The sequence below is a fragment of the Pseudomonas sp. GW821-FHT09C10 genome (assembly GCF_059418085.1).
Genome location: NZ_JBWKPE010000002.1, coordinates 334,858 through 360,779, shown reverse-complemented (window position 1 = coordinate 360,779; position 25,922 = coordinate 334,858). Strand labels below are relative to the sequence as shown.

The 25,922-nt window shown below is 61.8% G+C and carries 20 protein-coding genes; 4 read left to right on the top strand and 16 right to left on the bottom strand.

Features of this window, described 5'->3' with window-relative positions:
• Positions 1-5 precede the first annotated feature (5 nt).
• Positions 6-2,195 (bottom strand): hypothetical protein, encoded by a 2,190-nt coding sequence (locus AC07OT_RS05375; protein WP_495107648.1) that lies wholly within the window; start codon positions 2,193-2,195, stop codon positions 6-8.
• 232 nt (positions 2,196-2,427) lie between these two features.
• On the opposite strand from AC07OT_RS05375, the gene AC07OT_RS05370 reads away from it, so the two are divergent.
• The 4 genes from AC07OT_RS05370 to AC07OT_RS05355 are packed head-to-tail and all read left to right on the top strand — an operon-like array spanning position 2,428 to position 7,228.
• Entirely contained in the window at positions 2,428-3,963 is a 1,536-nt protein-coding gene (locus AC07OT_RS05370; RefSeq protein ID WP_495107647.1) for an efflux transporter outer membrane subunit, read from the top strand.
• Between the two features lie 26 nt (positions 3,964-3,989).
• The gene (locus AC07OT_RS05365; protein ID WP_253493336.1) at positions 3,990-6,167 is read left to right on the top strand and encodes an FUSC family protein; all 2,178 of its coding nucleotides are present in this window, start codon (positions 3,990-3,992) and stop codon (positions 6,165-6,167) included.
• Positions 6,157-6,357: a DUF1656 domain-containing protein gene (locus AC07OT_RS05360; protein ID WP_053254492.1), complete on the top strand. Its 201-nt coding sequence runs from the start codon at positions 6,157-6,159 to the stop codon at positions 6,355-6,357. The genes AC07OT_RS05365 and AC07OT_RS05360 overlap by 11 nt, the downstream gene beginning before the upstream one ends.
• Positions 6,358-6,367: 10 nt before the next feature.
• Positions 6,368-7,228, top strand: coding sequence for an efflux RND transporter periplasmic adaptor subunit (locus tag AC07OT_RS05355; RefSeq protein ID WP_495107646.1), 861 nt, complete (start codon positions 6,368-6,370; stop codon positions 7,226-7,228).
• A 40-nt stretch (positions 7,229-7,268) separates the two neighbouring features.
• Here the strand turns inward: AC07OT_RS05355 and AC07OT_RS05350 are convergent, their stop codons facing one another.
• From AC07OT_RS05350 to AC07OT_RS05280, 15 genes are all read right to left on the bottom strand, one after another.
• Positions 7,269-7,670 (bottom strand): DUF4440 domain-containing protein, encoded by a 402-nt coding sequence (locus tag AC07OT_RS05350; RefSeq protein WP_065938576.1) that lies wholly within the window; start codon positions 7,668-7,670, stop codon positions 7,269-7,271.
• On the bottom strand, positions 7,671-8,483 hold the full coding sequence (locus tag AC07OT_RS05345; RefSeq protein WP_495107645.1) for an SDR family oxidoreductase: 813 nt from the start codon (positions 8,481-8,483) through the stop codon (positions 7,671-7,673). It lies immediately after the preceding gene.
• A gap of 14 nt (positions 8,484-8,497) precedes the next feature.
• A complete protein-coding gene (locus AC07OT_RS05340) occupies positions 8,498-8,962 on the bottom strand; it encodes a multidrug transporter (RefSeq protein WP_495107644.1) in 465 nt (154 codons plus the stop codon).
• A 263-nt stretch (positions 8,963-9,225) separates the two neighbouring features.
• Entirely contained in the window at positions 9,226-10,677 is a 1,452-nt protein-coding gene (locus AC07OT_RS05335) for a mannose-1-phosphate guanylyltransferase/mannose-6-phosphate isomerase (RefSeq protein WP_495107643.1), read from the bottom strand.
• A 105-nt stretch (positions 10,678-10,782) separates the two neighbouring features.
• Positions 10,783-11,436, bottom strand: coding sequence for an alginate O-acetyltransferase AlgF (locus tag AC07OT_RS05330; protein ID WP_027604734.1), 654 nt, complete (start codon positions 11,434-11,436; stop codon positions 10,783-10,785).
• A 16-nt stretch (positions 11,437-11,452) separates the two neighbouring features.
• On the bottom strand, positions 11,453-12,637 hold the full coding sequence (locus tag AC07OT_RS05325) for an alginate O-acetyltransferase (protein ID WP_027604733.1): 1,185 nt from the start codon (positions 12,635-12,637) through the stop codon (positions 11,453-11,455).
• An 11-nt stretch (positions 12,638-12,648) separates the two neighbouring features.
• Complete coding sequence (locus AC07OT_RS05320) at positions 12,649-14,181, bottom strand: MBOAT family O-acyltransferase (protein ID WP_141156796.1); 1,533 nt, start codon at positions 14,179-14,181, stop codon at positions 12,649-12,651.
• Between the two features lie 219 nt (positions 14,182-14,400).
• Positions 14,401-15,510 carry a mannuronate-specific alginate lyase gene (locus AC07OT_RS05315; RefSeq protein ID WP_083236343.1) on the bottom strand — a complete coding sequence of 370 codons (1,110 nt, stop codon included), beginning with the start codon at positions 15,508-15,510 and terminating at the stop codon, positions 14,401-14,403.
• A gap of 8 nt (positions 15,511-15,518) precedes the next feature.
• Positions 15,519-16,967, bottom strand: coding sequence for an alginate O-acetyltransferase (locus AC07OT_RS05310; protein WP_495107760.1), 1,449 nt, complete (start codon positions 16,965-16,967; stop codon positions 15,519-15,521).
• 11 nt (positions 16,968-16,978) lie between these two features.
• Positions 16,979-18,547: a mannuronan 5-epimerase AlgG gene (algG, locus tag AC07OT_RS05305; RefSeq protein WP_098480350.1), complete on the bottom strand. Its 1,569-nt coding sequence runs from the start codon at positions 18,545-18,547 to the stop codon at positions 16,979-16,981.
• Positions 18,547-20,034 (bottom strand): alginate export family protein, encoded by a 1,488-nt coding sequence (locus AC07OT_RS05300; protein WP_495107642.1) that lies wholly within the window; start codon positions 20,032-20,034, stop codon positions 18,547-18,549. Before AC07OT_RS05300 ends, algG begins: the two co-directional genes overlap by 1 nt.
• The gene (gene algK, locus AC07OT_RS05295; RefSeq protein ID WP_115486684.1) at positions 20,031-21,422 is read right to left on the bottom strand and encodes an alginate biosynthesis TPR repeat lipoprotein AlgK; all 1,392 of its coding nucleotides are present in this window, start codon (positions 21,420-21,422) and stop codon (positions 20,031-20,033) included. The genes AC07OT_RS05300 and algK overlap by 4 nt, the downstream gene beginning before the upstream one ends.
• A 2-nt stretch (positions 21,423-21,424) precedes the next feature.
• Positions 21,425-22,591: an alginate biosynthesis protein Alg44 gene (locus tag AC07OT_RS05290; RefSeq protein ID WP_065938590.1), complete on the bottom strand. Its 1,167-nt coding sequence runs from the start codon at positions 22,589-22,591 to the stop codon at positions 21,425-21,427.
• A 38-nt stretch (positions 22,592-22,629) separates the two neighbouring features.
• On the bottom strand, positions 22,630-24,111 hold the full coding sequence (alg8, locus tag AC07OT_RS05285) for a mannuronan synthase (protein WP_161985711.1): 1,482 nt from the start codon (positions 24,109-24,111) through the stop codon (positions 22,630-22,632).
• 83 nt (positions 24,112-24,194) lie between these two features.
• Positions 24,195-25,511 (bottom strand): nucleotide sugar dehydrogenase, encoded by a 1,317-nt coding sequence (locus tag AC07OT_RS05280; protein ID WP_339452815.1) that lies wholly within the window; start codon positions 25,509-25,511, stop codon positions 24,195-24,197.
• Positions 25,512-25,922 lie beyond the last annotated feature (411 nt).

The following is a 25,922-nucleotide window of genomic DNA, read 5'->3' as shown; positions in this document are numbered from 1 at the left end:
TAGGCTCAGGACAAGGTCCAAGCCTGGCTGACTTTGGCCTGGTAGTGCGGCAGGTATTCCCGCAGCAGGTGATTGAAGGCCTCCCGTGCGTTGGCGCGGTTTTCGCCAGTAGGTGTTTCAAGGGCGGCCTTGGCGTGCTGTGTCAGGTCTTCTGCCGCCCGCTCGAGTACCGGGCTGATGCGTTTGATCGCGTCGAGATCGGCCGCCAGTGTCGTACCGTGTGTCTGCCGGCCGAGGGCGTCGAGTAGTGCATGAATGTCATCGACGTGGTGCTGTATGTAGTCGTCCCAACCCGACTGCTCACCAGGGCTTCCCAGGTAGCGGCGAGCGATTGGCAAAAGATGGTCCAACGAATCGGTGCCCAACCGTTCTGTGCGCAAGGTTTGCCGTGTGCGCAAAGACTGGACATCAATGCCGCTGAACTGTTCAACAGGCTTGGGCAGCCCCAGGTTGCGCGCTTTGTTCACCGTATGGCGCATGAGTAATACCACGGGTTCGCCGTGCTTGATCTTTACCAGCACCTGGGTAGACGAAGGTCTGGCCGGGTCGAACAGCGATTCACTGATCGAACGGACCAGCTTTTCCCAGTCGAACGCCTGGTCTCCGATGGATGACAATGCGTGCCGCAGCGTTTTTTGTACCACCGCCACGGACTTGAGCGCTGCGATGTCGATCGTCAGGTAATCGCCACTCAGATGCGGATCATCACTCTTGCGGTGGCTGAACTCGATGGACACCCCTTTACCGCCTGCCTCGGCCCGTGACGAAGCCGTGACCCCGGCTGAGCCTGACAGTGTTTGCGCCTGGGCTGACAACGTGTAGGTCCTTAGCGCTTCGGGGCGAAGCAGCGCAGGGTTGCGCTGGATCAGCGCGCGTATTTCGCTGTCCAGGTGCGTCTCCAGGGGGGAGTCGGTCTTGAGCAGTACATACCGCTCCAGCAGTGACCTGGCCTGTCGGTTGCTGGTGTGCAGGGCGGCGTTCAACTCGGACGCCGGCACGGGCTTGCTGACGCTCCGGGTGAATTGCCGGCTGCTGGAAATGACATGGTTTTTCATGTCATTCAACAGTGCCGTGGGGCTGTCATCGGGATGCTTGAGCGCGATCATTTGCTGCTTCGCCAGCGCCGGGGACATTTCGTGCAAGCCGAGAATATCCAGAGCTTTATGTTGCCGGGTGCGCTGCAAAGTAAGTTCGATCGTGGTGTGCACATTCAGGAAATTGAAGAAGTCGACCGCCACTTTGCCTCGCATGGTCAGTGCGATGCCCCTTTCGGTCATGATGGGTTGGGAGGGACTATGCAGGCAGGGCAGTTCAACGTCGACCAGGCCTGCGCGGGCAAGGGTGTCCCTGACATAAGGTTGGCTCTGTGTTGAGTAAGCGCGGTGCCTGTGCAGATTGCAGCTGTCACTCACCAGGTTGCGCAAGTTATTGGCGGTGCGCCCGATGCTCTCGCTCAGCGACGTGCGTACAGAATGGCTGCGGGCATCGGCGTAGTGCTCCAGGCTCGCGTACTCGCGAGACGATACATAGCCAAGGCCAAGTTGGGCCCGAGACCGGGACTCGCTCGGTTGTGACAGCGCTGATTTGAATTTGCCCTGCAGGGCAATGATGCGCGTGCTCTTGATCCGCTGATCTGCCGTGGTTGCCAAGCGAGAGTCGGCAGCCAGATGCGGCCCGGCACTGATCTGTCGCGTCGATTCCAGGGCAATGTCGTAGCCGATATGACGATGGTTGATCCGTTCGCCGCCATCGCGGATATAGCTCAGCGACTGCAGCAGATTGTGCGTCAGGCGCTGGTGGTTTCCCTCGCTGACGGCTGCGCGAAACTGCCATTTGAGCGCACGACACAGTGTGTAATCGGCCTCGATGTCCGGGTTTTGAGGTGATCGATGGCGGCTGAGCATGTGTTCGGCTTTTTTGAAAAACGCGTACAAGTCAGGTAACGCCTCAACCGACACTTCCAGGCTTGGTGGGCCGTTGGACAGTCTGTGGTGGAGTGCCTCTATTGCCAACTGGTCGCGAGGGTCGCCTGCAAGAGGGCTCAGCTTTTCCAGAACCCTGTCGGCGATCCAGAGCACATCCCTTTGTAGGGGCCGCATCCCAGGACGCAAAGCCACAGGGTCGAGGTGCAGCTGCCTGCGCAGAGCATCGACGCTCTCTGGTGTCGGCAACCGCGTATTGAGGGCTGAAAGCATTAGGCGCTCTCCGGGGGCAGTCGGTTGACTACTCTGGTGCCCGGTTACGCGGATCGATGTAGGGCAAGGATGCAGATGCCGGGATAAATATCCGAACCTCACGCCCGTCGAACCGGGATTGTCGCTGGAACGGTAATAAAGATTCACAGGAACACCTGCTTATCGCGCTCCGTGCCGCCGCCTAGAATTGCGCCACTTCTCCCCGCAACACCACCTCAGGAATTCGTTCGCCGTGCCGCGTCGCATCAGCAGAGAGCTGAAGACTCTCATTAACAGAGGGCTGAAGGCTCTCAGTGTTTGCGCTTTATCGTTAGCAATCAGCGGCTGCATCGGAACCGGAGGAATCGCCCCCCAAGGCCAGGCCCTCAACGCCACTACCCTGGCCACCGACGAAGCGATCCGCAGCGCCGCCCAGGACGCCCACTGGCCCACCGCACAGTGGTGGCAGGCCTATGGCGACCCCCAGCTCAACCGCTGGGTCGACCTCGCCACCCAAAGCAGCCCGAGCATGGCCATGGCGGCCGCGCGGGTGCGGGAGGCGCGGGCCATGGCCGGGGTTGCCGAGTCGGCCGAGTCGCTGCAGATCAACGCTGATACCACCCTTAAACGCCACAATTGGCCCAAGGATCAGTTCTACGGCCCGGGTGAGTTGAGCGGTGCCAACACCTGGGACAACAATGCGTCCCTGGGTCTGAGCTACGCCCTCGACCTGTGGGGCCGCGAAAGCAACGCCACTGAGCGTGCCGTCGACCTGGCCCACATGAGCGCGGCCGAAGCCCGCCAGGCCCAGCTTGAACTGCAGAACAACGTGGTGCGCGCCTATATCCAGCTGTCGTTGCATTACGCCAACCGCGATATCGTCGCGGCGACCCTGGCCCAGCAACAGCAGATCCTCGACCTGGCCAACAAACGCCTGGACGCCGGGATCGGCACCCATTTCGACGTGAGCCAGGCCGAAACGCCGCTGCCGGAAACCCATCGCCAATTGGATGCCCTGGACGAGGAAATCGCCCTGAGTCGCAACCAGCTGGCGGCGCTCGCCGGTAAAGGCCCGGGGGAGGGGGCCACCTTGCAGCGTCCGACGCTGTCCCTTGCCGCACCACTGAAACTGCCCTCGAGCCTGCCCGCGCAATTGCTCGGCCAGCGCCCGGATGTGGTTGCCAGCCGTTGGCAGGTCGCTGCGCAAGCCCGTGGCATCGATGTGGCCCACGCCGGTTTCTACCCCAACGTCGACCTGGTCGGCAGCCTCGGCTACATGGCCACCGGCGGCGGCATGCTGGCGTTTCTCACCGGCAAGAAATTCAACTACAACGTCGGCCCGGCCATCACCTTGCCGATCTTCGACGGCGGCCGCCTGCGGGCCGAGCTGGGGGAAGCCAGCGCCGGCTATGACATCGCCGTGGCGCGCTACAACCAGACCCTGGTGAATGCGCTCAAGGGCATCAGCGACCAGTTGATTCGCCGTGAATCCATGGACAAACAAGCAGCATTTGCGGCGCAGTCGGTGGCCTCGGCGCAGAAGACCTATGACATCGCGATGATCGCCTACCAGCGCGGCCTGACCGATTACCTCAATGTGCTCAACGCGCAGACCCTGCTGTTTCGCCAACAACAGATTGAGCAGCAGGTCCAGGCTGCGCGGCTTGGCGCCCATGCCGAACTGGTGACCGCACTGGGTGGCGGCCTCGACGCCGGCAAAGACCTACCGCAGGACGCCCAGACCCTCCCGAGCAAGACCCCGGCGGCGCTTGCCATGTTTGATCACTGAATAGTTTGGTCACTGAGTAGGATTTAATGACTCCAATGCCTGCACCGCTGCGCTGGCTGCATTCCCTTGAGTGGCGCCGTGGTTTTTTCGACTGGGCACGCAGCGACGGCGTGACCTGGGTGTACATCTTCAAGGTGCTGATCGCCGCGTTCCTCACGCTGTGGCTGGCCATGCGCCTGGAACTGCCGCAACCGCGCACCGCGATGATCACCGTGTTTATTGTGATGCAACCCCAGAGCGGCCAGGTGTTCGCCAAGAGCTTCTATCGCTTCCTCGGCACCCTGGCGGGGTCGGCGGTGATGGTGGTGTTGATCGCGTTGTTTGCGCAGAACACCGAGTTGTTCCTGGGGGCGCTGGCCATCTGGGTCGGCATTTGCACCGCTGGCGCGACACGCAACCGTAACTTTCGCGCCTACGGGTTTGTACTTGCGGGTTATACGGCGGCGATGGTCGGCCTGCCAGCCCTGGCCCATCCGGACGGCGCCTTTATGGCGGCGGTGTGGCGAGTGCTGGAAATCTCCCTGGGGATTCTGTGTTCCACCCTGGTCAGCGCGGCGATCCTGCCGCAGACCTCCAGCGCCGCGATGCGCAATGCGCTCTATCAGCGCTTTGGCGTGTTTGCGCTGTTCGTCACCGACGGCCTGCGCGGGCGCAGCCAGCGCGAAGGGTTCGAGGCCAGCAATGTGCGCTTTATCGCCGAGGCCGTGGGCCTGGAAGGGCTGCGCAGCCTCACGGTGTTCGAAGACCCGCATATGCGCCGGCGCAATGGTCGGCTCAGCCGCCTCAACAGCGAGTTCATGGGCATCACCACCCGCTTCAATGCCTTGCACCAGTTGCTCGAACGCCTGCGCACGGACGCCGCGGATCACGTGGTAGCGGCGATCAAACCGGGCCTGCAGGACCTCGCCGAAGTCCTCGACGGCTTCTCCGACCGCGCCCTCACCAGCCCCGACGCCGCGCGCCTGGTCAACCAGCTCAGCGCCTACAAGGACAGCCTGCCCGCCAAGGTCCGCAGCCTGCGCGCGACCTTCCAGGAGGGTAACCCGAGCGAGGCCGAACAGCTGGATTTTCACACCGCTTATGAGCTGCTCTACCGCTTCGTCGATGACCTGCACAACTACGCGCAAACCCATGCATCCCTGGCCGATCACAGCCATGCACGGGAGCAATGGGACGAAACCTTCAGCCCCAAGACCAACTGGCTGGCCTGCGCCGCCTCGGGGATTCGCGCGTCGTTCATCCTGATTGTGCTGGGCAGTTACTGGGTGGCCACCGCCTGGCCCAGCGGCGCCACCATGACCCTGATCGCCGCTGCCACCGTCGGCCTGTCCGCCGCCACGCCCAACCCCAAGCGCATGGCGTTCCAGATGGCCTGCGGCACCTTGATCGGCGCGTTGGTGGGCTTTGTGGAAATGTTCTTCGTGTTCCCGTGGATCGACGGCTTCCCGCTGCTGTGCGTGATGCTCGCCCCGGTGATCATCCTCGGCGCGTTCCTCGCCTCACGCCCGCAATACGCCGGTGTGGGCGTGGGCCTGCTGATTTTCTTCAGCACCGGTTCGGTGCCGGACAACCTCACGGTCTACAACCCCTACACCTTTATCAACGACTACATCGCCATGATCCTCGGCATGCTCGTGTGCGCGGCGGCGGGGGCGATCATCCTGCCGCCCAACAGCCGCTGGCTGTGGCGGCGCCTGGAGCAGGACCTGCGCGAGCAGGTGGTGTATGCCATCAGCGGCAAGCTCAAGGGGTTGGCGTCGAGCTTCGAAAGCCGCACCCGTGACCTGCTGCACCAGGCCTATGGCCTCGCTGTCGGCCAGCCGCAAGTGCAACGCGACCTGCTGCGCTGGATGTTCGTGGTGCTGGAGGTCGGCCACGCGATCATCGAGTTGCGCAAGGAACAGGCGATCCTGCCGGTGCACCCGGCCTATGCCGAATCCCAGCCGTGGCGCCAGGCGATCCGGGTCATGGGCCGCTCGTTGGTGCGCCTGTTCCTGCAACCCAGCGCCAGTAACCTGGAGCGTGGCCTGATCGCCGTCGACCACGCGATCAGCCGCGTGCAGGCCACCGACGAACCCTTCGCCCCGCACTTCGACACCTCGGCCCTGCGCCGGGTGAAAAGCTACCTGCACTTTATACGCACCTCGTTGCTGGACCCGCAATCACCGCTGGCGGCCCTCAAAGGAACCCCGAATGCCTCGTGAAATCGCCTTCCACGGCCTCTATATGCCGACCATGACCCTGATGTTCCTGATCGCGGCCGCGTTGGCCTGGGCCCTGGACCGCTTCCTGGCCGGCTTCGACCTGTACCGTTTTTTCTGGCACCCGGCGTTGCTGCGCCTGAGCCTGTTCGTTTGCCTGTTCGGCGCCCTGGCGCTGACCGTCTACCGTTGAGAATGCCCCGATGAAAAAGTTTTTCAGCCTACTCGCGACCTTGCTGGTACTGGCTTTGGCGATCTGGATTGGCCGCACGTTGTGGGTGCACTACATGGAAACCCCGTGGACCCGCGACGGCCGGGTGCGCGCCGACATCATCAACGTGGCCGCCGACGTCACCGGCGAAGTGGTCGACGTGCCGGTGCGCGATAACCAACTGGTGAAAAAGGGCGACCTGCTGATGCAGATCGACCCCGAGCACTACCGCATCGCGGTCAAGCAGGCGCAGTCCCTGGTCGCCTCGCGCAAGGCCACCTGGGAAATGCGCAAGGTCAACGCCCACCGCCGCGCCGACCTCGACGCCCTGGTGATCTCCAGGGAAAACCGCGACGACGCCAGCAACATCGCCGACTCGGCCCTGGCGGATTACCAGCACGCGCTGGCGCAACTGGAAGCGGCCGAACTCAACTTGAAACGCACCCAGGTCGTGGCGGCGGTGGACGGCTACGTCACCAACCTCAACGTGCATCGCGGCGACTACGCGCGCATCGGCGAAGCCAAGATGGCCGTGGTGGATATGAACTCGTTCTGGGTCTATGGCTTCTTCGAAGAAACCAAGCTGCCCCATGTGAAAGTCGGTGACAAAGCCGACATGCAGTTGATGAGCGGCGAGACGTTGAAGGGGCACGTAGAAAGCATCTCGCGCGGTATTTACGACCGCGACAACCCCGAGAGCCGCGAACTGATCGCCGATGTGAACCCGACCTTCAACTGGGTGCGCCTGGCCCAGCGCGTGCCGGTGCGGATTCATATTGATGAAGTGCCGCAGGGGGTGTTGTTGGCGGCGGGGATTACCTGCACCGTGATCGTTAACCAAACGCCGAACTGAAATGTGGGAGGGGGCAAGCCCCCTCCCACATTTGACCGAGTCAGGCCTTGATAAATGTTTCATGCAGATGACGCCACAGCAGTGCACCACTGGCCTGTTTTTCAAACACCACCGTGGCACGGCGATCCGTCTGTGTGCCGCTGGCATCGATCTGATGCTCGCGATAAGTCACCGTCGCTCCCCGCGCATGCCGGTCAATCCCAGCCATTTCACTCAAGGTGATTTTCAACCCTGGACGCATACCACCCAGGCGAGTGAACAGCGCGTTGACCCCGGCTGCATTGACGCGTGTGCCGGTGGCGGGGGCGATCATGCTGAACTCGGGGGAGAAGCGCGCAAGCAGGCTTTGCAGGGTGCCTTCTGGCGCAACCCCGGCAAACCATTGCTCGATCTCGACGTGGGTCTGGATCACTTCTTCAAAAAAATCGCTGTAGTCGATCATTTACAAACTCCCATTCAAACCAAAGCGTTTTTTCAACACGGCTTCCAATAATCCCTTGGGCAACAACGCGGCCATCAACGGCAACGCCCGGCTGCCATTGCCCGAACGCAACAGGCGCGGTGGCTGTGGTTGTTGCACCGCCTTGAGCACATCCGCTGCAAACACGCTGGCCGGGGTGGGCTTGTCCTGAGAGGCCTGGCTGCGTGCGCGAATGCCCTCGCGCAACGGCCACCACGGCGATTTTTCGTTGATTAACAGTTCGGCCTGGGCGCCGGCGTTTTTTGCGAAGCTTGTATTGATGGCGCCTGGCTGCACCTCCATCACTCGGATGCCAAACGGCGCCAGCTCCATGCGCAGTGCATCACTCAACGCATGCACCGCCGCCTTGGACGCGCAGTAGGCGCCGGCAAACGGCGTGACCAGCACGCCGGAAACGCTGCCGATATTCACCACCAGCCCTTTGCGCTTGCGCAGGGCCGGGAACAGCGCCTGGGTCACGCCGACGATGGAAAATACGTTGGTCTCGAACTGGCGCTGCATCGCCTCGGCACCGCCATCGAGCAGCGGGCCCATGGCGCCGTAGCCGGCGTTGTTGATCAGTACATCCAGCTCGCCCAGCTGTTCGGCCAGGCGCTGTAAAGCGGCACTGTCGTTGACGTCGAGTTCGACGGCATTGAAACCCGCAGCGGCGAGGGCGGTGACGTCTTGCGGGCGGCGGGCGCTGGCCCACACGTTGAAACCGGCGGATTTGAAGTCCTCGGCCAGGGCGCGGCCAATACCGCTGGAGCAACCGGTGATGAGTACGTTGGGCATGGATCAGTCCTTTGTCAGTCCGAGAAGCTGCCTTGCAGGTGCTCGGCGCGAAATTCCAGGGTTTGCGCGCGGTAGCCGGAGCGCAGGGGCGGGGTGGGCAGGCAGTCGTCCCAAGTGGCGCCGGCCTGCAACTCGCCGGGGCCACGATAGCGCGGGGCGGCGTAGACGTTGTCGGCCAGGTTGACCGTATCGCCCGGCGCATAGGCGGCGACGCGCCAGCGCAGTTCGGTGAGGGGTACGTCGTTGCCGTTGTTCAGGGTCAGCTTGAGCGGGCGGTCGGCCGGGCACTCCTGCGGGGCGTAGGTGATGCGCAGTTCCAGGCGCGCCAATTGCGAGGCTTCGCGGCTGTCCAGCCAGACCACCCAGACGGCCACGCAACCCAGGCCTGCCAAGGCAGCAAGGGAAACCGGAAGGGCCTTGGCCGGGTAGCGCAGCAGGAGGATCAGCCAGGTGATGATCAGTAGAACGCCGAAAAACATGGAGACCACCTCGAGTAGGGAACGAGCATCCTAACTTAAGCGTAGGTGGGATTGGCTACCTTGAGTGCTGTGGTGGGTGTGCCGGCCTCATCGGGGGCAAGCCCCCTCCCACATTTGAATGTATTCGCAGATCAAAGGTGGGAGGGGGCTTGCCCCCGATGAGGCCCGCCCAGCCAGCGCAAATCCCAAACAAAAAGCCCCCACCCAACCCACTGCGGATAGGGGACGCAATGGGCTGGGCGAGGGCTTCTTGTACGACTGTTTTACTGCGCGATAGTTTTCACCGACACGCCATGTTCAACCGGGGTCGAGCGCCCGTAGATATCCTCAAACCGCTCGATATCGTCTTCGCCCAGGTAGCTGCCCGATTGCACTTCGATGATCTCCAACGGGATCTTGCCCGGGTTGCGCAGGCGGTGCACCGAGGCGATCGGGATGTAGGTGGACTGGTTCTCGCAGAGCAGGAACACGTTCTCGTCACAGGTGACTTCGGCGGTGCCGCTGACCACGATCCAGTGTTCGGCGCGGTGGTGGTGCATCTGCAGCGACAGGCACGCGCCCGGCTTGACCGAGATGTGCTTGACCTGGAAGCGGCCGCCCATGTCCACCGAGTCGTAGGAGCCCCACGGACGATAGACTTCGCAGTGGTTCTGGGTTTCGCTGCGGCCCTGTTCGTTGAGGGTGTTGACCATCTGCTTGACGCCCTGGACCTTGTCCTTGTGGGCAATCATCATCGCGTCCTTGGTTTCCACCACCACGATGTTTTCCAGGCCGATCACCGACACCAGTTTGCCGTTGCCATGGATCATGCAGTTCTTGCTGTCCTGGATTACCACGTCGCCCTTGGTGACGTTGCCGTTGGCGTCTTTATCGTTGACCGCCCACAGCGAAGCCCAGCAACCCACGTCGCTCCAGCCCGCACTCAGGGGGACCACGCAGGCGCGCTGGGTTTTTTCCATCACGGCGTAGTCGATGGAGTTGTCCGGGCAGCAGGCGAAGGTGGCTTCGTCGAAGGTCACGGTATCGGCGTCTTGCTGGCTGCGCTCCAGGGTCAGCACGCAGGTGTCGTAGATGTCCGGATCGTGCTTTTTCAGCTCTTCCAGGAAGCGGCTGGCGCGGAACAGGAACATGCCGCTGTTCCAGAAGTAACCGCCGCTTTTGACGAACTCGACGGCGCGTTTTTCATCGGGTTTTTCCACGAACTGCTGTACGCGGCTCACGCCTTCGGGCAGCAGCGAATCGTTGGTGGACTTGATGTAGCCGTAGCCGGTTTCCGGGCGGGTCGCCGGCACGCCGAACAGCACCATCTCGCCACGCTCGGCGGCCACGGTGGCCAGGGCCAGGGCGCGTTGCAGGGCTTTCTGGTCGTCGATCACGTGGTCGGCCGGCAACACCAGCATCAGTTCGTCACGGCCTTCGTTGACCAGCATCATCGCGGTGAGGGCCACGGCCGGCGCGGTGTTGCGGCCGAAGGGTTCCATCAGGATGCGCTGGCATTCCAGCTTGCGGTTGGCCAGTTGCTCATTGACGATGAAACGATGGTCCTTGTTACAGACCACGATCGGGGCGTCCATGCCTTCGAACACCAGGCGTTCCAGGGTTTGCTGGAACAGCGTGTGCTCGCCGGTCAGGGCCAGGAATTGTTTGGGGAACTGTTTGCGGGAAAGCGGCCAAAGACGTGAGCCGCTACCACCGGAAAGGATTACTGGGATCATGTGTTTCTCCTTGAATCAATTTGGGTCAGAGCTACGAAGGTTTGTCGTTTCACTCTTGTTTTTGTCTCGTGTCCGGGCCGGCTGCAGCCGACCCGGAAAATTCATTCAGCGGGTCGACACCGGGCGTTTTACCCAGACTGGCGAAATGCTCGAACCCGAACCGGTGACGTACAGCACCGCTGCTTCACCGCGCTCCAGGGCCACTGGCTTCACGTCGCCGACTTTCTTGTCGCCGTCATACAGCGCCAGGCTGACCTTCACCGGGTTGATCTCACGTTCGCCACGGCCTTTGGCGGCCACCGACTTGACCACGTCGGTCTTGCCGTCGGCGGTTTTCAGGGTCAGGGCCTTGTCGCTGAGGTTCTGCACGCGCACCAGGGATTTCTGCTTGTTCTTGAACGGCGGCTCTTCGATCAGCTGCGGCTGGCCGCTGTTGTTGTTGACCAGGGTGTAGTAGTGGTCCGGGGCGAGCTTGACCGGCACGGTCTGGCTGCCGACCTTGGCGCTGTAGTCGCCGCCGGGCATGAAGCTGAAGTCGCTGCTGGCCAGCGGGGCCACGTCGCTGAGGTTGGTGCTGCCGACAGTGGCGCTGACTTCCTGGTTGGAGGCGTTGTAGATCCGCACGAAGCTTGAGCCTTTCGGTGCAACTGGGCCGTACAAGGCAGCGTCACCGGCGAAGGCGGACAGGGATACCAAGCTCATACCGGCAGCCAGGGCCAGAGTCTTAGCGAGACGACGCGGAGTAGTAGTGAAAGTCATGTGAGTTACCTCTCTTTCAGTTTTGCGCCCGGTCGGGCGTCTCGGATTTTGGGTTTTTAGCTGGGGTGTTCAGTGCCATGTTTTGTTGGCGCGAACCGGCTTGTTTAAGTTGCGCAACCCACGATGGGTCGGCATCACCGATTTCGTTGTTCACGGGCAGATAACGTTCGGGAAACTCCCAGATCAGCACCTGTGGCGGGCTGTTCTTGAAGTCGTCACTTTTCAGGTAGCTGAGCATCGGCAGGATCGGGCCGTGGCCGTCTTCGGCGTAGCTGACCACATCGCTGCCCAAGGCTTGCTTGAGGGCGCCGACGAAGTTCCAGTTGGGGTTGGCGCTGTAGCTGGTGCCCACCAGGGCCACCGGGGTTTCGCTGTCGCTGAACAGCGCGTCGTCGCCTTTGGTTTCGGCCAGGTGCGTGACGCGTTTTTCCAGCGGCTCTTTCGGTGGCATCAGGTTTTCGAACAGCGGGTCCAGGGGCAGGAACAGACGCAGGTCGCCTTTATGCGGCTCGGTCTTCTCGGCCTCGGTGACAAAACGCTGCGGCTCGCCGTGGAGCGGGGTCTTGTCGGCGATGGTTTTAGCCAACTGCTTGGCGGCGATTTCGGCGCCGTCCGGGGTCCAGTGAGTGTCGGTGCGCAGGAACACTTGCTTGCCGCCCAGCTTGGCCTGTTGCAGCGGGCCGAGCAGGTCCGGGGCGATGATCTTGTCGGCGGCCACACGGGCGTGGAAGTCCTGGTACAGGTTGGCGTGGATGCTCGCCGGTTTCACTTCACCCAGGTGTTCCGGGTACAGGCGCACCTTGGCCGGCACGATCGCCATCACCAGTTGGATGCCCTGGGCCTTGAGCTTCTGGCGCACGCCTTCGACCAGCGCGTAGTTGCCTTGAAGGTTCTGGTCTTCGTTGACGGCGGGGTTGAACTCCTCGTCGCTGTACAACCAGTGATCGCGGCCCAGCACCACCCCAGGGCGGCCTTCATTGAACAGCTTGTAGTCCAGCGCGGCCCAGAGGTTGGTGCCCAATCGCTTGATCGGGAACTCCTCGTCGTAATGGGTCTCGACGGCCTTGGTCCAGCGACCGTTGAGCACGGTCGCGTCGGCGTTGGTGCTGAAGCCCAGGAAGCTGCGCAGCGACCAGGCGCCCAGGGCCAGCAGCAGCACCAGGAACAGGCCGATATAGAGGACGCGTAATGAACGGGTCATGGTCGGCTCCCTCAGAATTGGAAGTAAAGGAACGGCGAGAAACTCTGCGCCGACAGTTTGAGAATCGACGCCACGAACAGCAGCAGCACCGCAGCGCGCATGGCGTAGCGTGGCCAGTCAGCGGTCCAGTAGGCCGGTTGCACGGCAGCGTCACGGCCAACGGTGAAACCTGGCTCGTGGATGCTGCCCGGGTTGTCGCCCGGCACGGCCTTGATCAGGCTCGGGTCGGCCGGCTTGGTTTTCTCGGCAGGGCGGTTGGTGTAGAAGTCGCGCAGGCCGAAGAACGCCAATGTTGCGTACGCCACCACCAGGGTTGCCACTTGCAGGCCGGTGAGGTTGGCGCGGTTGAGTTCCGACAGCGACCACTCGCCGAAGCTGAACATCGCACCGTACATACGGCCGGCGACGTGGAGGTTCTCGGCGCGGAAGATCACCCAGCCCATCACCACCAGCAGGAAGGTGAAGGCCCAGCGCAGGACATTGAAACTGCGCGGTGCGGTGTTGAGGCCGATGGCTTTTTCAATCGCCAGCCACATGCCGTGCCAGGCACCCCACACGATGTAGGTGATGTTCGCGCCGTGCCACAGGCCACCGAGCAGCATGGTCAGGAACAGGTTGCGGTAGGTGGTCAGCGTGCCTTTACGGTTGCCGCCCAGGGTGATGTACAGGTAGTCACGCAGCCAGGTGGACAGGCTGATGTGCCAGCGCCGCCAGAACTCGGTGATCGACTGGCTGATGTACGGCTGCTTGAAGTTTTCCATGAAGCGGAAACCCATCATCAAGCCCAGGCCGATGGCCATGTCGCTGTAGCCGGAGAAGTCGAAGTACAGCTGCGCGGTGTAGGCCAGCGCGCCGAGCCAGGCATCGCCGGTGGTGGGGTTTTGCAGGGCGAAGCAATGGTCGGCCACCACCGCCAGGGTGTCGGCGATGAATACCTTCTTGATGAAACCCTGCATGAACCGCGTGCAGCCCTCGGAGAACTTGTCGAGGGTGTGGGTGCGGTTATTGAACTGGTCGGCCAGGTCGCGGAAACGCAACACCGGGCCGGCGATCAGGTGCGGGAAGATCGCCACGAACGCCGCGAAGTCGATGAGGTTGCGGGTCGCCGGGGTATCGCCACGGTATACGTCGATGATGTAGCTGATGGACTCGAAGATGTAGAACGAGATCCCGATCGGCAGCAGCACATGGGTGAGGATGAACGGCTCCAGGCCGGCCGACTTCATCATGACGTTGATGCTGTCGACGCCGAAGTTGGCGTACTTGAAGTAGCCGAGGATGCACAGGTCGACCGCCACGCCCAGCAGCAGCCAGCGTTGGGCCGGCTTGGTGCGCACGCCGGCGGCACCGACCTTGAGGCCGATCCAGTAGTTCCACAGCGTGACGGCGGCGAACAGCGCCAGGAAGTCCACTCGCCACCAGGCGTAGAACACGTAGCTGGCAATCAGCAGCAGCAGATTGCGATAGCGTTGCCCGCTCAAGTAGTACAAGCCGAGAAAGATCGGCAAGAACAGAAACAGGAACACATTGGACGAGAAAACCATCCCGATCTCTCCATGTTTAACCAACAGTCAAGGGCCAGAGCCCCCCCAAACCCCCCCACGAAAAGACGGGGAGGGCGGTACAACATTCCTACTGACGAAACCGGCTCAAAAATGTGGGAGGGGGCTTGCCCCCGATGGCGGTGTAACAGTCGCCATCTGTGTTGAATGACACCCTGCTATCGGGGGCAAGCCCCCTCCCACATTTTTTACCGAGTTCGCTCAGGAACCTTTGTTGCCTTTTTCATGCGTCGGGTCGTAGACCTTGGTCAGGTCACCCCCCAGGCGGAAGGTCTTGAACGGCTGCATCCCGTGCTTGCGTTCGATCACATCCGGCGCGCAGGTGTAGAGGGTGCAGAAGGGTTCGAGCCAGGCGAATTTCATGTCCTGCTTCAGGTCCTTCATGTCCTGCTCCTTGCCGTTCTTCTGTTCGAAGATCTCCGGGTCCTTGACCCCGGCCAGCACTTTGTCGCCCAGGCGCTTGAGCGCGCTGTTGTTTTCCTGGCGCAGGTCGACACCGTTGACCAGGGCAAAACTGGCGATCATCGACAGCGGCGGCAACGCGTAGTTGTGGTACGACAAGGCACGCTGCTGACGCTTCAACTCGTTGGGCAGGAAGCCTTGGTCGTCGACCTGGTTGACGCCAACCTTGTATTCCTTGACGGCCCAGTCAAACAGGTCGCGCCGGTTGGTGGCGACGGAGGTTGCCATCACCGACCAGGCGGCCCAGTAGGAGTGGTTGTTGGTTTTTTCCAGCGGCAGGTTGTCCCAGTCGCTCACCACCTGATCGGCCAGTTTGTTGAACCAGGCTTCGATCAGTTGCGACTCCTGCTGGTGGTTGGCCAACGGGTGCGAGTCGGAGAACTTCAGGCGCACATAGGCCGACGCCATGCTGCCCAGTGCCCATTTGCGCATGGACTTGCCGGTGTGGTTGAAGTCCTTGGACATCAACGCATCGGCCTTGGCCCACGACACCAGCCAGTTCAGGGTGCATTCGAGCTGCTCCGGGCGACCGTCGCGCATGAATTGCATCACGCGCTTGCTGGTGTCTTTTTCCAGCTTGGTGATGTCGGCGGTGCTGTCGCGAAAGGCTTTTTCCGACTGCACGTTCAGGGTCGAACGGGCTTTGTCGGAACCTTCGTACTTGCTGCGAAATTGCAGAGGCCCGGTGTAGGGCGTCGGCATGGTGTCGCAGTTTTCTTTGAAGTCGCCGGTCTTGAACGCTTCAATCGGTGCGAAATAGCCCTGGGGCGGACGCAGCGGGGCGGCGGCGTTGACCGAACCGGCGAAGATCGCCAGGCCCAGCAACGATGGAATCCATAACTTCTGCATAAGTAACCTCATTGCCCTGTCGAGGCAGTCTGTTGACCACCCGCTGGGAATACGTTGCGTGTGCAAATTTTCGCTTCGACCTTCTGCGCGGCAGCGCCCGCTTCGGGGCCCTGCACTTCCACGGCCAGCAAGTTCTGCGAGGCCCAGTCTTCATCGGTGCGCAGTTCAAAGGCGAAACGCCCGTCTGTTTCGGATGTTTCGGGTTTCTCGATCTTGATGTCCTCGTGGCGCCCGTTCATGTACCAGAGGGTGGCTTGCAAGGTTTTCACCGACGGATCGGCGAAGCGGATATCAACCTGGTGATTGGCATTACGCAGGTCTTTGTTCGAACTGTTGACCAGCAATTCGTTCTTGCCGGGTTTCAACGAGGTGCTGGCACTCATCTGGGCGGTCTTGCCTTCGCAGCCGTTGTCGAGCAGCGCCATCATCTGGCGGTAGATGGTCTCCTGGTCCAGGCGATACAGCGGCGAGAACTCCCAGATCAGGATTTTCGGCGGGCTCTTCTGGAATTCGTCGCTGCCCAGGTACTGGATCATCGAGCCTTCCAGGCCGCCGCCGGGGAAGGCGACGTTGAGGATGTCGGCACCGATTTCCTGTTCCAGGAAACCGGCAAAGTTGTAGTTCTTGCCACTGTGGCTGGTGCCCACCAGGGTGATCTGCGGGTTGCCCGAATCGCCGAACAGGTCGCCGTCGCCGGCTTCGCCTTTCGGCTCGGTGGTGAACTGGTCCATGTACTGGATCGCGTAGCTGGTACCGCACAATTGCCCGGCCATGTTGTGCAGGGTGCCGGTCTTGCCCATGCGCCCGGAGCGCTTGGTCTCGAATTCGCGCTTGGGAATATCGGCAAACTCAGGCATTGCACGCACCTTGGCGCCGACGATTTTCGCCGTGCGCTGGGCGCCGTATGGAGTCCAGTGCTGGTCGCCGCGGAAGTAGAAGTCGTGGGCCGGCAGTTCGTCCGGCAGTTGCTCGTTGGTCAACGGCGACAGGTCCGGTACCACGTAGCCCATCTTGGCGAAACGGCCGAGCATGGTCTTGTAGTTGCCCAGGGCCTTGTCGAAATCGAACGAGGCTTTTTCTGCGGGGTTGAGCTTGTTGCGGTTCACCAGGCCACGGGTCGGCTGGTAGACCACCACCAGTTCCACGCCTTTGGCCTTGAACGCGTCGTGCAGTTGTTGCATGCGCTTGTAGCCGGCCGGGCTGGTGTCGAATTCGGTGCGCAGGTCTTCCTGGGTACGGAACAGCCAGTCGCCCTGGGCTTGCACCAGGGTGGTGAAGTTCTGCTGGTAGCGCGTGGTGTAGTTCTTCGCGTCATGGGCGGCCGGGCACAGGCTGCAGCAGGGTTCGGCGGTGAAGGTCGGCGCCTTGATTTCGTCGGCGCGCACGCCCTGACTGGCCGCGAGCAGGCCGAGGGTCAGACCCGAGAGGCTCAGCAGTTTGATCATGTGTGGGTGCATAAGGGTCATCCTCAGTCCTGCATTTCGGTCTGGCGTTCGACAGGGTCGATCAGCACGGCTTTCTGCTGGCGCACCAGCAGGTCGAGAATTTCTTCCTGGCGATCGCCCAGCACGCCGGAAAAGCTGATGCCGCTGGATTTGGTCGGCGCCAGCATCGACACGCGGTACAGCTCGATACTCAGTGGCGAGTCGATGGACAACGGCCCGCTGCCGTTACCCGCCAGTTCACCGCCGACTACGATCAGCGAGACCTTGGCGTCGAACGGGTCGAGGGCGATGTCGCGGTCGGTATCGGTCAAATCCTTGATGTGGCCGTACACGCCGGTCAGGCCGTTGGCCATCGAGGTGTTTTCGTACAGCTTGATATTCACGCTGTTACGCACGCGGATGCCGTGGCGACGGTTGCTGATCACCTTGTTGCCCCACAGCAGGTTGTCGCCGCTCTCATAGAGGGTGATGCCGTCGGTGTGGTTGCGGTAGATCTCGTTGTCGGCGATCAGGTTGTTCACGCTGTTACGGTCGATCACCAGGCCCGACAGCTTGTTGTCGTAGCTGCGGTTGTTGAAGATGAAGCTGTCGTTCACCTCACGGGAAATGATGATGCCGTGCTTCTTCTTGGTGCCGTAGACGGTGTTGTCCGCGATGATCAGGCCGTGGGAACGGTCATGGGGGTCAATGCCGTAGACGATGTTGTCTTTGTAGGTATTGCCCTTGATCACGAAGCCCGTGGTCTCGTAGCAGTAGAAGCCGTACCACATGTCCGAGAACTCGGAATCGATGATCCAGCCGGTCGGCTCGGGGCGCTTGAGCACCTTGGCCATGTTCGGCGTGTACTGGGAAATACTCACCCCGTACGACTTACTGTTGGCATAGCCGAAACTGGCCATCTTGGTCTTGGAGACGTAAGTCTCGGTGCCGCCCCAGGCCAGCAGGAACGGGCGGAATTCCTTGGGCGACTTGAACAGCGCCGGGCCATTGGCCTTTTCGCTCCAACCGGTGATTTTGGTGTCACGCACGAACAGCTGACCGTCGTTGATCAGGAACGAACCACCCTCCTGGGACAGGCGCAGCTCCTGGGTGTTTTTATCGATGTCCAGGATGCCCTTGCGCCCGACCACGATCGGCAACTTGGCCAGGAACACGCCCGGCGAGGTTTCGCTGAAGTACTGCTTGGGCACTTTGCCCAGCAGGTCCTTGAGGTTCATGTAACCGTCGTCGACAAAGATCGCCTGGGGAATGCCGTGCTGGCGCACCACCCATTCGGCCATCTTGTTGTCGCCGCCGATAAAGTCCTTGAGGGCGTCTTCCTGCATCATGCGGCGGATGCTGATCTTGCCGGGCCTGGTGCGTACGATCTTCTTTTCCATCGCTGCGGCGGTGTAGCCCGACAGGTCAGGCAGGGCAGGCTTGGCCATTTCCAGCGGCGCGGTCGGCGGGCTGGAAATGGTGTAGGTCTTGGCCTGTTGCAGTTCCTTGGCGATGGTCGGCGCCTTGGCCGCCGTATCGGCAAACGCTGTGGCGCTGGCCATCAGCATTGCCGCGACGAGTAGGCTTTGAGCATTCATTGCGCAGGCTCCCATCAGAATTTCCAGATCACGTCGACAAACGCGCGATGCATGTACGAGTCGACCTGGCTGCCATAGGCATCACCTGGCTTGAATACACCGGCACGGAAACGCACCAGGGCCGACGGCTCGTCGATCGACTGGCTGAGCGCGGCGGGCAGCAGGCCGGTCTTGAAGTACTTGGTGACGACCAGGTCCATCTCTTGGCCCAGGTCTTTCTTGCCGTCTTCAAGGGGCAGGGAAGTGCTGGACAGGATCGCGCCGGTGACGTCATCGGTGTTGTTCTGCACGGCGTCAATGCCATTGCTGCCCACCGGCTTGTTGCCGTCGACGCGCCAGAACTTGTGGTACACCAGGCTGGCGTCGTAGTCCTCACGCAGCTGCCAGGAACCGAACAGGCTCATGGACTGCATGTTGTTCATCTCGCCACGAAACGCTTCGCCGAAACGGTGCACGCGGGACTGGGTACCGGTCCAGTTCGAACGGTTGCTTTGCAGGCCGTTCTGCTCGTACTCGGCACTGGCGCGGGCATAGGCCGCACCCACTTGCCATTGCGGGTCCAGACGCAGGCGGATACCCAGGTCGGTCGCCCAGCCACTCACGTCATCGCTGCGCTTGGCCTCTGTCGGGCGGGTGCCGTCGGCGTTCAAGGCATTGACCGAGTCGCGGTCGCCTTTCATGCCGGTGATGCTGGCCCAGTAGTTGACGGTGTTGGTGTTGCGCCAGTTGTAGGCGTCGCTGTTGGCTTCGATGCCGAGCCAGGTCAGGTCGCCGTTCTCGCGTTTGTCCAGGGAGTCGGTGGCGACGCCCGGTTCCGGGTAGTCGAGCTTGCCGTTGTCATGGGTGTGGTGGCCACGCAGGCCGATCCACTGGCCCGGCGTCCACTGGTAGGACGCGTCGGCGTATAGGTGCTGACGGTCCTTGTCCTTGGGCGACAGTTCCTTGAGGTCGGTACGGTATTCGCTGAAACGTTCGGCGACGCCGACGTTGGCCTTGAGCAGGGTGGTGTCGAAGGTCCAGTTCAGCGCTTCGATGTTGGTGTCGCGCCATTGGCCGTCGTCGTTACGCAGGCGTTGGCGACCAAGTTTGAGGATCTCGCCGGGGTAGGGCGTGAAGCCGCTGTAGCCGACCCAGAACTCGCGCATGGCCAGGTAGTTTTTCTTGGTCTTGCGGTCGTTGTTGGTGGTTTGCTGGTTTTCGTCATCCGCCGACTGTTGCAGGGTGTCGGTCTCGATGATGTCGCTCGACGCAACCGCCTGGCCCATGGCGTAGGCGCTCCAGTTGCCGCTTTCGCCGTAGATCCACGGGCGCAGGTCGAGGCCGATGCCGTTGACGTCGCCGCCTTTCTGGGTGCCGAGGTCGCGGTCATCTTCGGACTGCGCGGTGGCTTTGACTTCCAGGCCGAAATTCTTGGCTTCGGTCAGCGCGGCCAGGGTCGGGCACGACCACAGCAGGGCGAAGGTCAGGCCGATGCCGGCCTGCACGAATGGATTGAGCTTCATAGGGATTCCTCGCCGTCTTCTTCTTCCAGGGCGTGCAGTTGCAGCGTGCTCTGGGCCAGGGTGCCGCGGGCGGCCAGTTCCTGTTGCACCAGGCGTTGGCCTTGGGCGCGTTGTTCCGGTGTGAGCGGGGCTTCGAGCTGCGTGGCCAGGTCATTGGCCTCTGGCGTGTCCTGGGCTTTGGCCAATTGGCTGAAGACATAGGCATTCAATGGGTCGGGCTTGGTGCCCTTGCCTTGGGAAAACAATTGGGCGATGGCGAAGTCGGCGCTGTTCTGGCCGTTGCGCGCAGCGGTCAGCAGATGGTCCAGGGCTTTTTGCGAATAGACCTGGCCCAGGTAACCACGGCGGTAGATCTGGCCGAGGTAGTAGTCGGCAGCCACTTCGCGGCCCACGGCTTTCTGGAAGTGCGCTTCAGCCGCCTTGGCGTCCGCCGGCACCCACTTGCCTTCGTAGTAGAGCTTGCCCAGCAACAGCTCGGCGCGCGGCTGATCGGCGGCGCGGCCGTTGTCCAGGTATTTCATCATCTGGTCGACGTCGCCCAGTTCGGGGAAGTCGTAGAGCAGTTGCGCCAGGCTGACCCAGGAAGCCGGGTAGCCGGGGGCGATTTTTTCCAGCAGGGCCTGGGCGGTTTTCTCGTCGGTCTTGCCCAGCGTGGCGTCGCCCAATACGCGGGCGACGCTGTCGACGCGTTGGGCGGTGACGGTGCCGCGGCTGTAGCCGGCTTCCATCTGCTTGAGCAGTTCGGCCTGTTTTTCCGGCTGGGCTTTTTTCTGGTAGACCGTGGCCAGCTCGACATAGCAGATATCGGTGGTGTTCAGCGCGGCCTTGCAGATGCGCTCCACATCATCCAGATGCTGGTCGTAGGTGTCCTGGGTGCGATACAGCAGGACCTGGGCCAGGCCGGCTTCCGGGTAACCGGCGGCCTGCCACTTGCTGATCTGCTGCTGGGCATTCACGTTGGGGAAGCTGTGGGGGTATTGCAGGTACAGCATCGCCAGCGGGATCAGGGTGTTGCCTTCGCCATTGGCAAAGGCTTTTTTCAGCAGGCCTTCGGCTTCATGGTGTTCGGCTTCGGTGGAGCCCGGCTTGGCCACCAGCAGGCGACCGAGGCGGGCCTGGGCGCGCGGCGAGGTATCCGCCGCGGCACGGTAAGTGGCCTCGGCCTGTTTGATTTGCGCCGGATCGCGGGTGCCTACCTGGATATCGGCCAGGCCCACCTGGGCCTCGCTGTAACCCAGTTCTGCCAGTTGCTGGTAATTCTGCTGCGCGGTGACGGTGTCGCCACGCTTGAGCGCTTCATTGGCCAGGCGTTGGTCGGGCAGGCCGGCGCAACCGGCGAGGGCGATGGCCAGCGCCAGGGGCACCGGCAGGGTTCGAAGGGCGCTCATGATTAAAGACCCGCAGCCATGGCTTTATCGATCAGCCAGTTCAGGGATGGGCCACGGTCGCTGGTCACTTCCACCGGGCGGCCGGCGTAGGCGCTGTCCAGCGGGGCGTCAGGCTTGATCTGGACGCGGATGTCGGAGGACAGGTCGGCGCTGTTCAGGCTGGTGCTGCTGACGATGGTGCCGGTGCGGGTCTGTTCTTCGTCGGCCACCTGGAAGCTCACCGGGGTGCCTGGGCGCACGTCACCGAACTGGCGATAGGTAAAGCGAGCTTCGACGTTAGCCTGGCTGCCGCGTGGCACCAGTTGGAAGATCACGTCGCCTTTGCTGGCGTACTGGCCGTCGGCGACCAGTTGCTGGGCGACCACGCAATCGCACGGCGAGGTGAGGGTGCCGGTCATTTGCTTGCCGAACAGCTCTTCGACCTTGGCCGGCTGCAGCTGGTCTTCGTCCAGGTGGCCCTTGAGCACATCCAGCATGCTGGTGCTGAAGGTCGCCAGTGGTGCACCTTTGGCCGCCACCGCGTCACCTTTGAGCAGGCTTTGCACGGTGCCGTCGCGGGGCATGGTCACGTTCATGCCGGGCACGCTGACCAGGCCCGCCTGGGCGTGGCTGACGAAGTACATGCCGTACACCGATTTGAACACGAAGCCGAAGGCTGCCAGGCCGACGAGGAAGATCGCCAGGCTGAACGTCACGGCGCGCAGGCGACCGAAGGCGCTCATGTTGCTGCCGCCATCCTTGACCTTGCGCGCCTTGGTGAAGTTGTCGCGTTGCAGGGTCGCCAGCACGTCACCCATGGTCACGATGTCGCCCGACAGGTGCGAGGTGATCAGGTGGCGCAGGGTGGAAATATCCTGGGCGTCGAGGTTCTGGAACTGGCAACCGGTGCGGCCGGTCTGGCGGTCGTAGGAGCGGATCTGCAACTCGACATCCATGGCCAGGCCGAGGTTATCGATGACGAACTGCAGGCGACCCTTGTGTACTTCACCCACGGTCAACGGCTGGGTAGCGGTGAACGCCAGGCCGCCGGCGGACAGGTCGATCACCCGCGCTTCGGTCTGGGTGCGGTCAGTGTTGAAGAAGCGCAGCTTGGCCGGGATTTTGACCCGGGCATGTTGGCGCTGGGCTTCGGACTCGTGGACAACGTTGGCGTTTACTTGGCTGTTCATGACGGTGTAATTCCTTGGTTAATTCAGGCTTGGCAGGGTCAGACCATCATCAGCAACACGGCAACGAAGATGCTGCCGGCGGAGAAGGTCATGGTCCGAGACGACCAGGTGTTGAACCAACGTTGAAAGCTGGCCAAATCGCGGGTCAGTTTGGTGTCCTGGCGGGTCCAGGACTGTTGATCAAGGCGGAAGAACACGTAGATCTTCACCAACGCGCCCATGATCTGGTTGTAATAGAGAATCGCCGGGTAAGCCGGGCCGATCTTGTGGCCGGAGCACGACAGCAGCAGCGTCAGGATCAGGCGGGTGATGCCGATCCACAGCAGGTACGCGAGGATGAACGCGCCGCCGTACTTGAAGGTGGCGATGATTGCCACGGTCAGGCCGAGCAGGGAGGTCCACATCGACACGCGCTGGTCGAACAGCACGATGCTGGTGAACAGGCCCAGCCGACGCACACCCAGGCCCAGGGCACGGGAGTTCTGGCGCAGGTTGTTGCCGTACCAGCGGAACATCAGCTTGCGGCTGGCTTTGATAAAGCTCTTTTCCGGCGGGTGTTCCACGGTGTGGATCGCCGCATCGGGCACGTAGAAGGTGTCGTAGCCCAGGCGCATCAGGCTGAACCAGCTGGACTTGTCGTCACCGGTGAGGAACTTGAAGCGGCCCAGGCGCCAGTGTTGCAGGGAGTCGCTTTCCACGTCGGCGATAAAGCCCGGGTCCGTCACGACGTTGGCGCGGAACACCGACATGCGGCCGGTCATGGTCAGCACGCGCTTGGACAGGGCCATGGAGCACATGTTGATGTGGCGTTGGGCGAAGCGCAGCTTGTGCCACTCGCTCATGATGTAGCCGCCGCGCACTTCGCAGAATTCGTTGGTGGTCAGGCCGCCGACGTTACCGAACAGCTGGAACCACGGCACGGTCTTGCGCACCACGCCTTCGGCGAGCACGGTGTCGCCATCGATCACGGCAACCACGGCGCGGTCGTCCGGCAGGTGGCGGGAGATGGCGCGGAAGCCGAAGGCCAGGCCGTCGCGCTTGCCGGTACCGGCGATACGCACGAAGTCGAGCTTGACGTGATCCGGCGGGTTCATGCGTTCCCAGAGGCTCTTGACCAGCAGCTCATCGGACATTTCCACCAGTGAACAGACCACGGTGGTGGGGAAGCCGCATTCGATGGCCTCGCGAATCACCGAGCTGTAGACCTGCGCGGTGGTCAGCGCATCGATACGGAAGCTGGTAACCATCAGGAACACGTGGGACGGGTCGGCAGCCTTGCCCAGCTTGCGCACTTTACGGCGCAGGTGCGGGTAGACCACGTACAGGAACAGCATGCCGCGAAAGAAATGCGTAGCACCCATCGAGTAGCGCCAGATACCGACGGCGCCAATCAGGAAAATAAAATTCTTCGACTCGGAGTCGAACGTACTCGCCGGCAACAGCAGGGCGAGACCCATCAGCAGGCTCAGAAAGAACAGCCAGCCGGCGGATTGGAGCAGTACGTGTTTTAACTTGGACATAAGCGTCATCCGAAGGTGAAGAAGGCTTCGAGCTGCAAGCGCTGGGGATTGGTACGCCTGCAGCTCGAAACTTACCGTTGCTGTTACCAGCAAATGCCTTCGGTGCGACCGGTCGTACAGGTCGCCTTGGACATGAAGCCCACCAGGTCGATCACTTGCTTGCCGTGCGGCGCGTTCTGCGCCAGGGCACGGAACTTCTCGTCGCGGTTGCCGAGGATGATCACGTCGGAGTTGTTGATCACATCATCGAAGTCCGAGTTGAGCAGGGACGACACGTGGGGGATCTTGCCTTCGATGTAGTCCTTGTTGGCACCGTGGACACGGGCGTACTCGACGTTGCTGTCGTAGATGCTCAGGTCGTAGCCCTTGCCGATCAGCATTTCCGCCAGCTCGACCAGTGGGCTTTCGCGCAGGTCGTCGGTACCGGCCTTGAAGCTCAGGCCCAGCAGGGCGACTTTGCGTTTGTCGTGGCCGGCGACGATGTCGAAGGCGTTCTGCACCTGGGACTCGTTGCTGCGCATCAGCGAGTTGAGCAGCGGCGCTTCCACGTCCAGGGAGCTGGCGCGATAGGTCAGGGCGCGCACGTCTTTAGGCAGGCAGGAGCCGCCGAACGCGAAGCCTGGGCGCATGTAGTACTGGGACAGGTTGAGGGTCTTGTCCTGGCAGACCACTTCCATCACTTCGCGACCGTCGACGCCGACCGCCTTGGCGATGTTGCCGATCTCGTTGGCGAAGGTGACCTTGGTGGCGTGCCACACGTTGCAGGTGTACTTGATCATCTCGGCTACGGCGATGTCCTTGCGGATGATCGGGGCGTCGAGTTCTTCGTACAGCGACTGCAGGACATCGCCGGAGGCTTTGTCGAATTCGCCGATGACGGTCATCGGTGGCAGGTCGTAGTCGGCGATGGCGGTGGATTCGCGCAGGAATTCCGGGTTGACCGCAACACCGAAGTCGACGCCGGCTTTCTTGCCGGAGCAGTCTTCGAGGATTGGGATCACCACGTTGGCGACGGTGCCCGGCAACACGGTGCTGCGTACCACGATGGTGTGGCGGGTGGTCTTGTCACGCAGGACAAAACCGATCTCGCGGCATACCGATTCGATGTAATTGAGTTCCAGGTCGCCGTTCTTCTTGCTCGGCGTACCGACGCAAATCATCGACAGGTCGGTATCACGGATGGCTTCGGCGAAGTTGGTGGTGCCGCGCAGTCGACCGTTTGCGATGCCCTGGCTCAACAGTTCGCCCAGACCCGGCTCGACGATCGGCGATTTGCCGGCGTTGATCAGGTCGATCTTTTCCTTGGAGATGTCTACGCCGACCACTTCGTGGCCACGGGCAGACAGGCAACCGGCACACACTGCGCCAACGTAACCCAAACCAAATATGCTGATGCGCATCGCAATTACCTCTGTATTTAAATCATGCCATTAGATGGCCGGAGTTCATGTTTGCAAACGTCACAAATGCCGCGAAAGTTGGGCGAATAGACGCCGACTTACCGCGTACAGGCATGTTGAATAACGAGTGACTAACTATTGCACTCAAGTTGTGCGCAACTTGGCCTTGTTATTGGGGCCTGCCCTGAAATGCAGCCAGCCTTCCTGGGAGAAGGGCCTGGCGCCAGTGCCGCAGGGCCTTGATAGAGGCTGTAAGCCTTTACATATCAATGCCTTGGGTTGTCTCACTGACCCATTAGGGTAAGCACAGCCTTGGCCTTATAGTTCGTGGCAATGGATCCTTATCGCCGCTCTCAACTAATCGGTTGGTAATGTGACCACTGAGTCAAAGTTGAATATGACAACTTCGCT

What these genes read in the sequence shown, in the direction of transcription:
- AC07OT_RS05315 (WP_083236343.1), bottom strand. Translation starts at nt 15,510, where the DNA reads ATGCAGAAGTTATGGATTCCATCGTTGCTGGGCCTGGCGATCTTCGCC.
- alg8 (WP_161985711.1), bottom strand. Translation starts at nt 24,111, where the DNA reads ATGTCCAAGTTAAAACACGTACTGCTCCAATCCGCCGGCTGGCTGTTC.
- AC07OT_RS05365 (WP_253493336.1), top strand. Translation starts at nt 3,990, where the DNA reads ATGACTCCAATGCCTGCACCGCTGCGCTGGCTGCATTCCCTTGAGTGG.
- AC07OT_RS05330 (WP_027604734.1), bottom strand. Translation starts at nt 11,436, where the DNA reads ATGACTTTCACTACTACTCCGCGTCGTCTCGCTAAGACTCTGGCCCTG.
- algK (WP_115486684.1), bottom strand. Translation starts at nt 21,422, where the DNA reads ATGAGCGCCCTTCGAACCCTGCCGGTGCCCCTGGCGCTGGCCATCGCC.
- AC07OT_RS05320 (WP_141156796.1), bottom strand. Translation starts at nt 14,181, where the DNA reads ATGGTTTTCTCGTCCAATGTGTTCCTGTTTCTGTTCTTGCCGATCTTT.
- AC07OT_RS05280 (WP_339452815.1), bottom strand. Translation starts at nt 25,511, where the DNA reads ATGCGCATCAGCATATTTGGTTTGGGTTACGTTGGCGCAGTGTGTGCC.
- AC07OT_RS05375 (WP_495107648.1), bottom strand. Translation starts at nt 2,195, where the DNA reads ATGCTTTCAGCCCTCAATACGCGGTTGCCGACACCAGAGAGCGTCGAT.
- AC07OT_RS05300 (WP_495107642.1), bottom strand. Translation starts at nt 20,034, where the DNA reads ATGAAGCTCAATCCATTCGTGCAGGCCGGCATCGGCCTGACCTTCGCC.
- AC07OT_RS05345 (WP_495107645.1), bottom strand. Translation starts at nt 8,483, where the DNA reads ATGCCCAACGTACTCATCACCGGTTGCTCCAGCGGTATTGGCCGCGCC.
- AC07OT_RS05350 (WP_065938576.1), bottom strand. Translation starts at nt 7,670, where the DNA reads ATGATCGACTACAGCGATTTTTTTGAAGAAGTGATCCAGACCCACGTC.
- AC07OT_RS05290 (WP_065938590.1), bottom strand. Translation starts at nt 22,591, where the DNA reads ATGAACAGCCAAGTAAACGCCAACGTTGTCCACGAGTCCGAAGCCCAG.
- algG (WP_098480350.1), bottom strand. Translation starts at nt 18,547, where the DNA reads ATGGGAGCCTGCGCAATGAATGCTCAAAGCCTACTCGTCGCGGCAATG.
- AC07OT_RS05355 (WP_495107646.1), top strand. Translation starts at nt 6,368, where the DNA reads ATGAAAAAGTTTTTCAGCCTACTCGCGACCTTGCTGGTACTGGCTTTG.
- AC07OT_RS05335 (WP_495107643.1), bottom strand. Translation starts at nt 10,677, where the DNA reads ATGATCCCAGTAATCCTTTCCGGTGGTAGCGGCTCACGTCTTTGGCCG.
- AC07OT_RS05310 (WP_495107760.1), bottom strand. Translation starts at nt 16,967, where the DNA reads ATGCACCCACACATGATCAAACTGCTGAGCCTCTCGGGTCTGACCCTC.
- AC07OT_RS05325 (WP_027604733.1), bottom strand. Translation starts at nt 12,637, where the DNA reads ATGACCCGTTCATTACGCGTCCTCTATATCGGCCTGTTCCTGGTGCTG.
- AC07OT_RS05340 (WP_495107644.1), bottom strand. Translation starts at nt 8,962, where the DNA reads ATGTTTTTCGGCGTTCTACTGATCATCACCTGGCTGATCCTCCTGCTG.
- AC07OT_RS05360 (WP_053254492.1), top strand. Translation starts at nt 6,157, where the DNA reads ATGCCTCGTGAAATCGCCTTCCACGGCCTCTATATGCCGACCATGACC.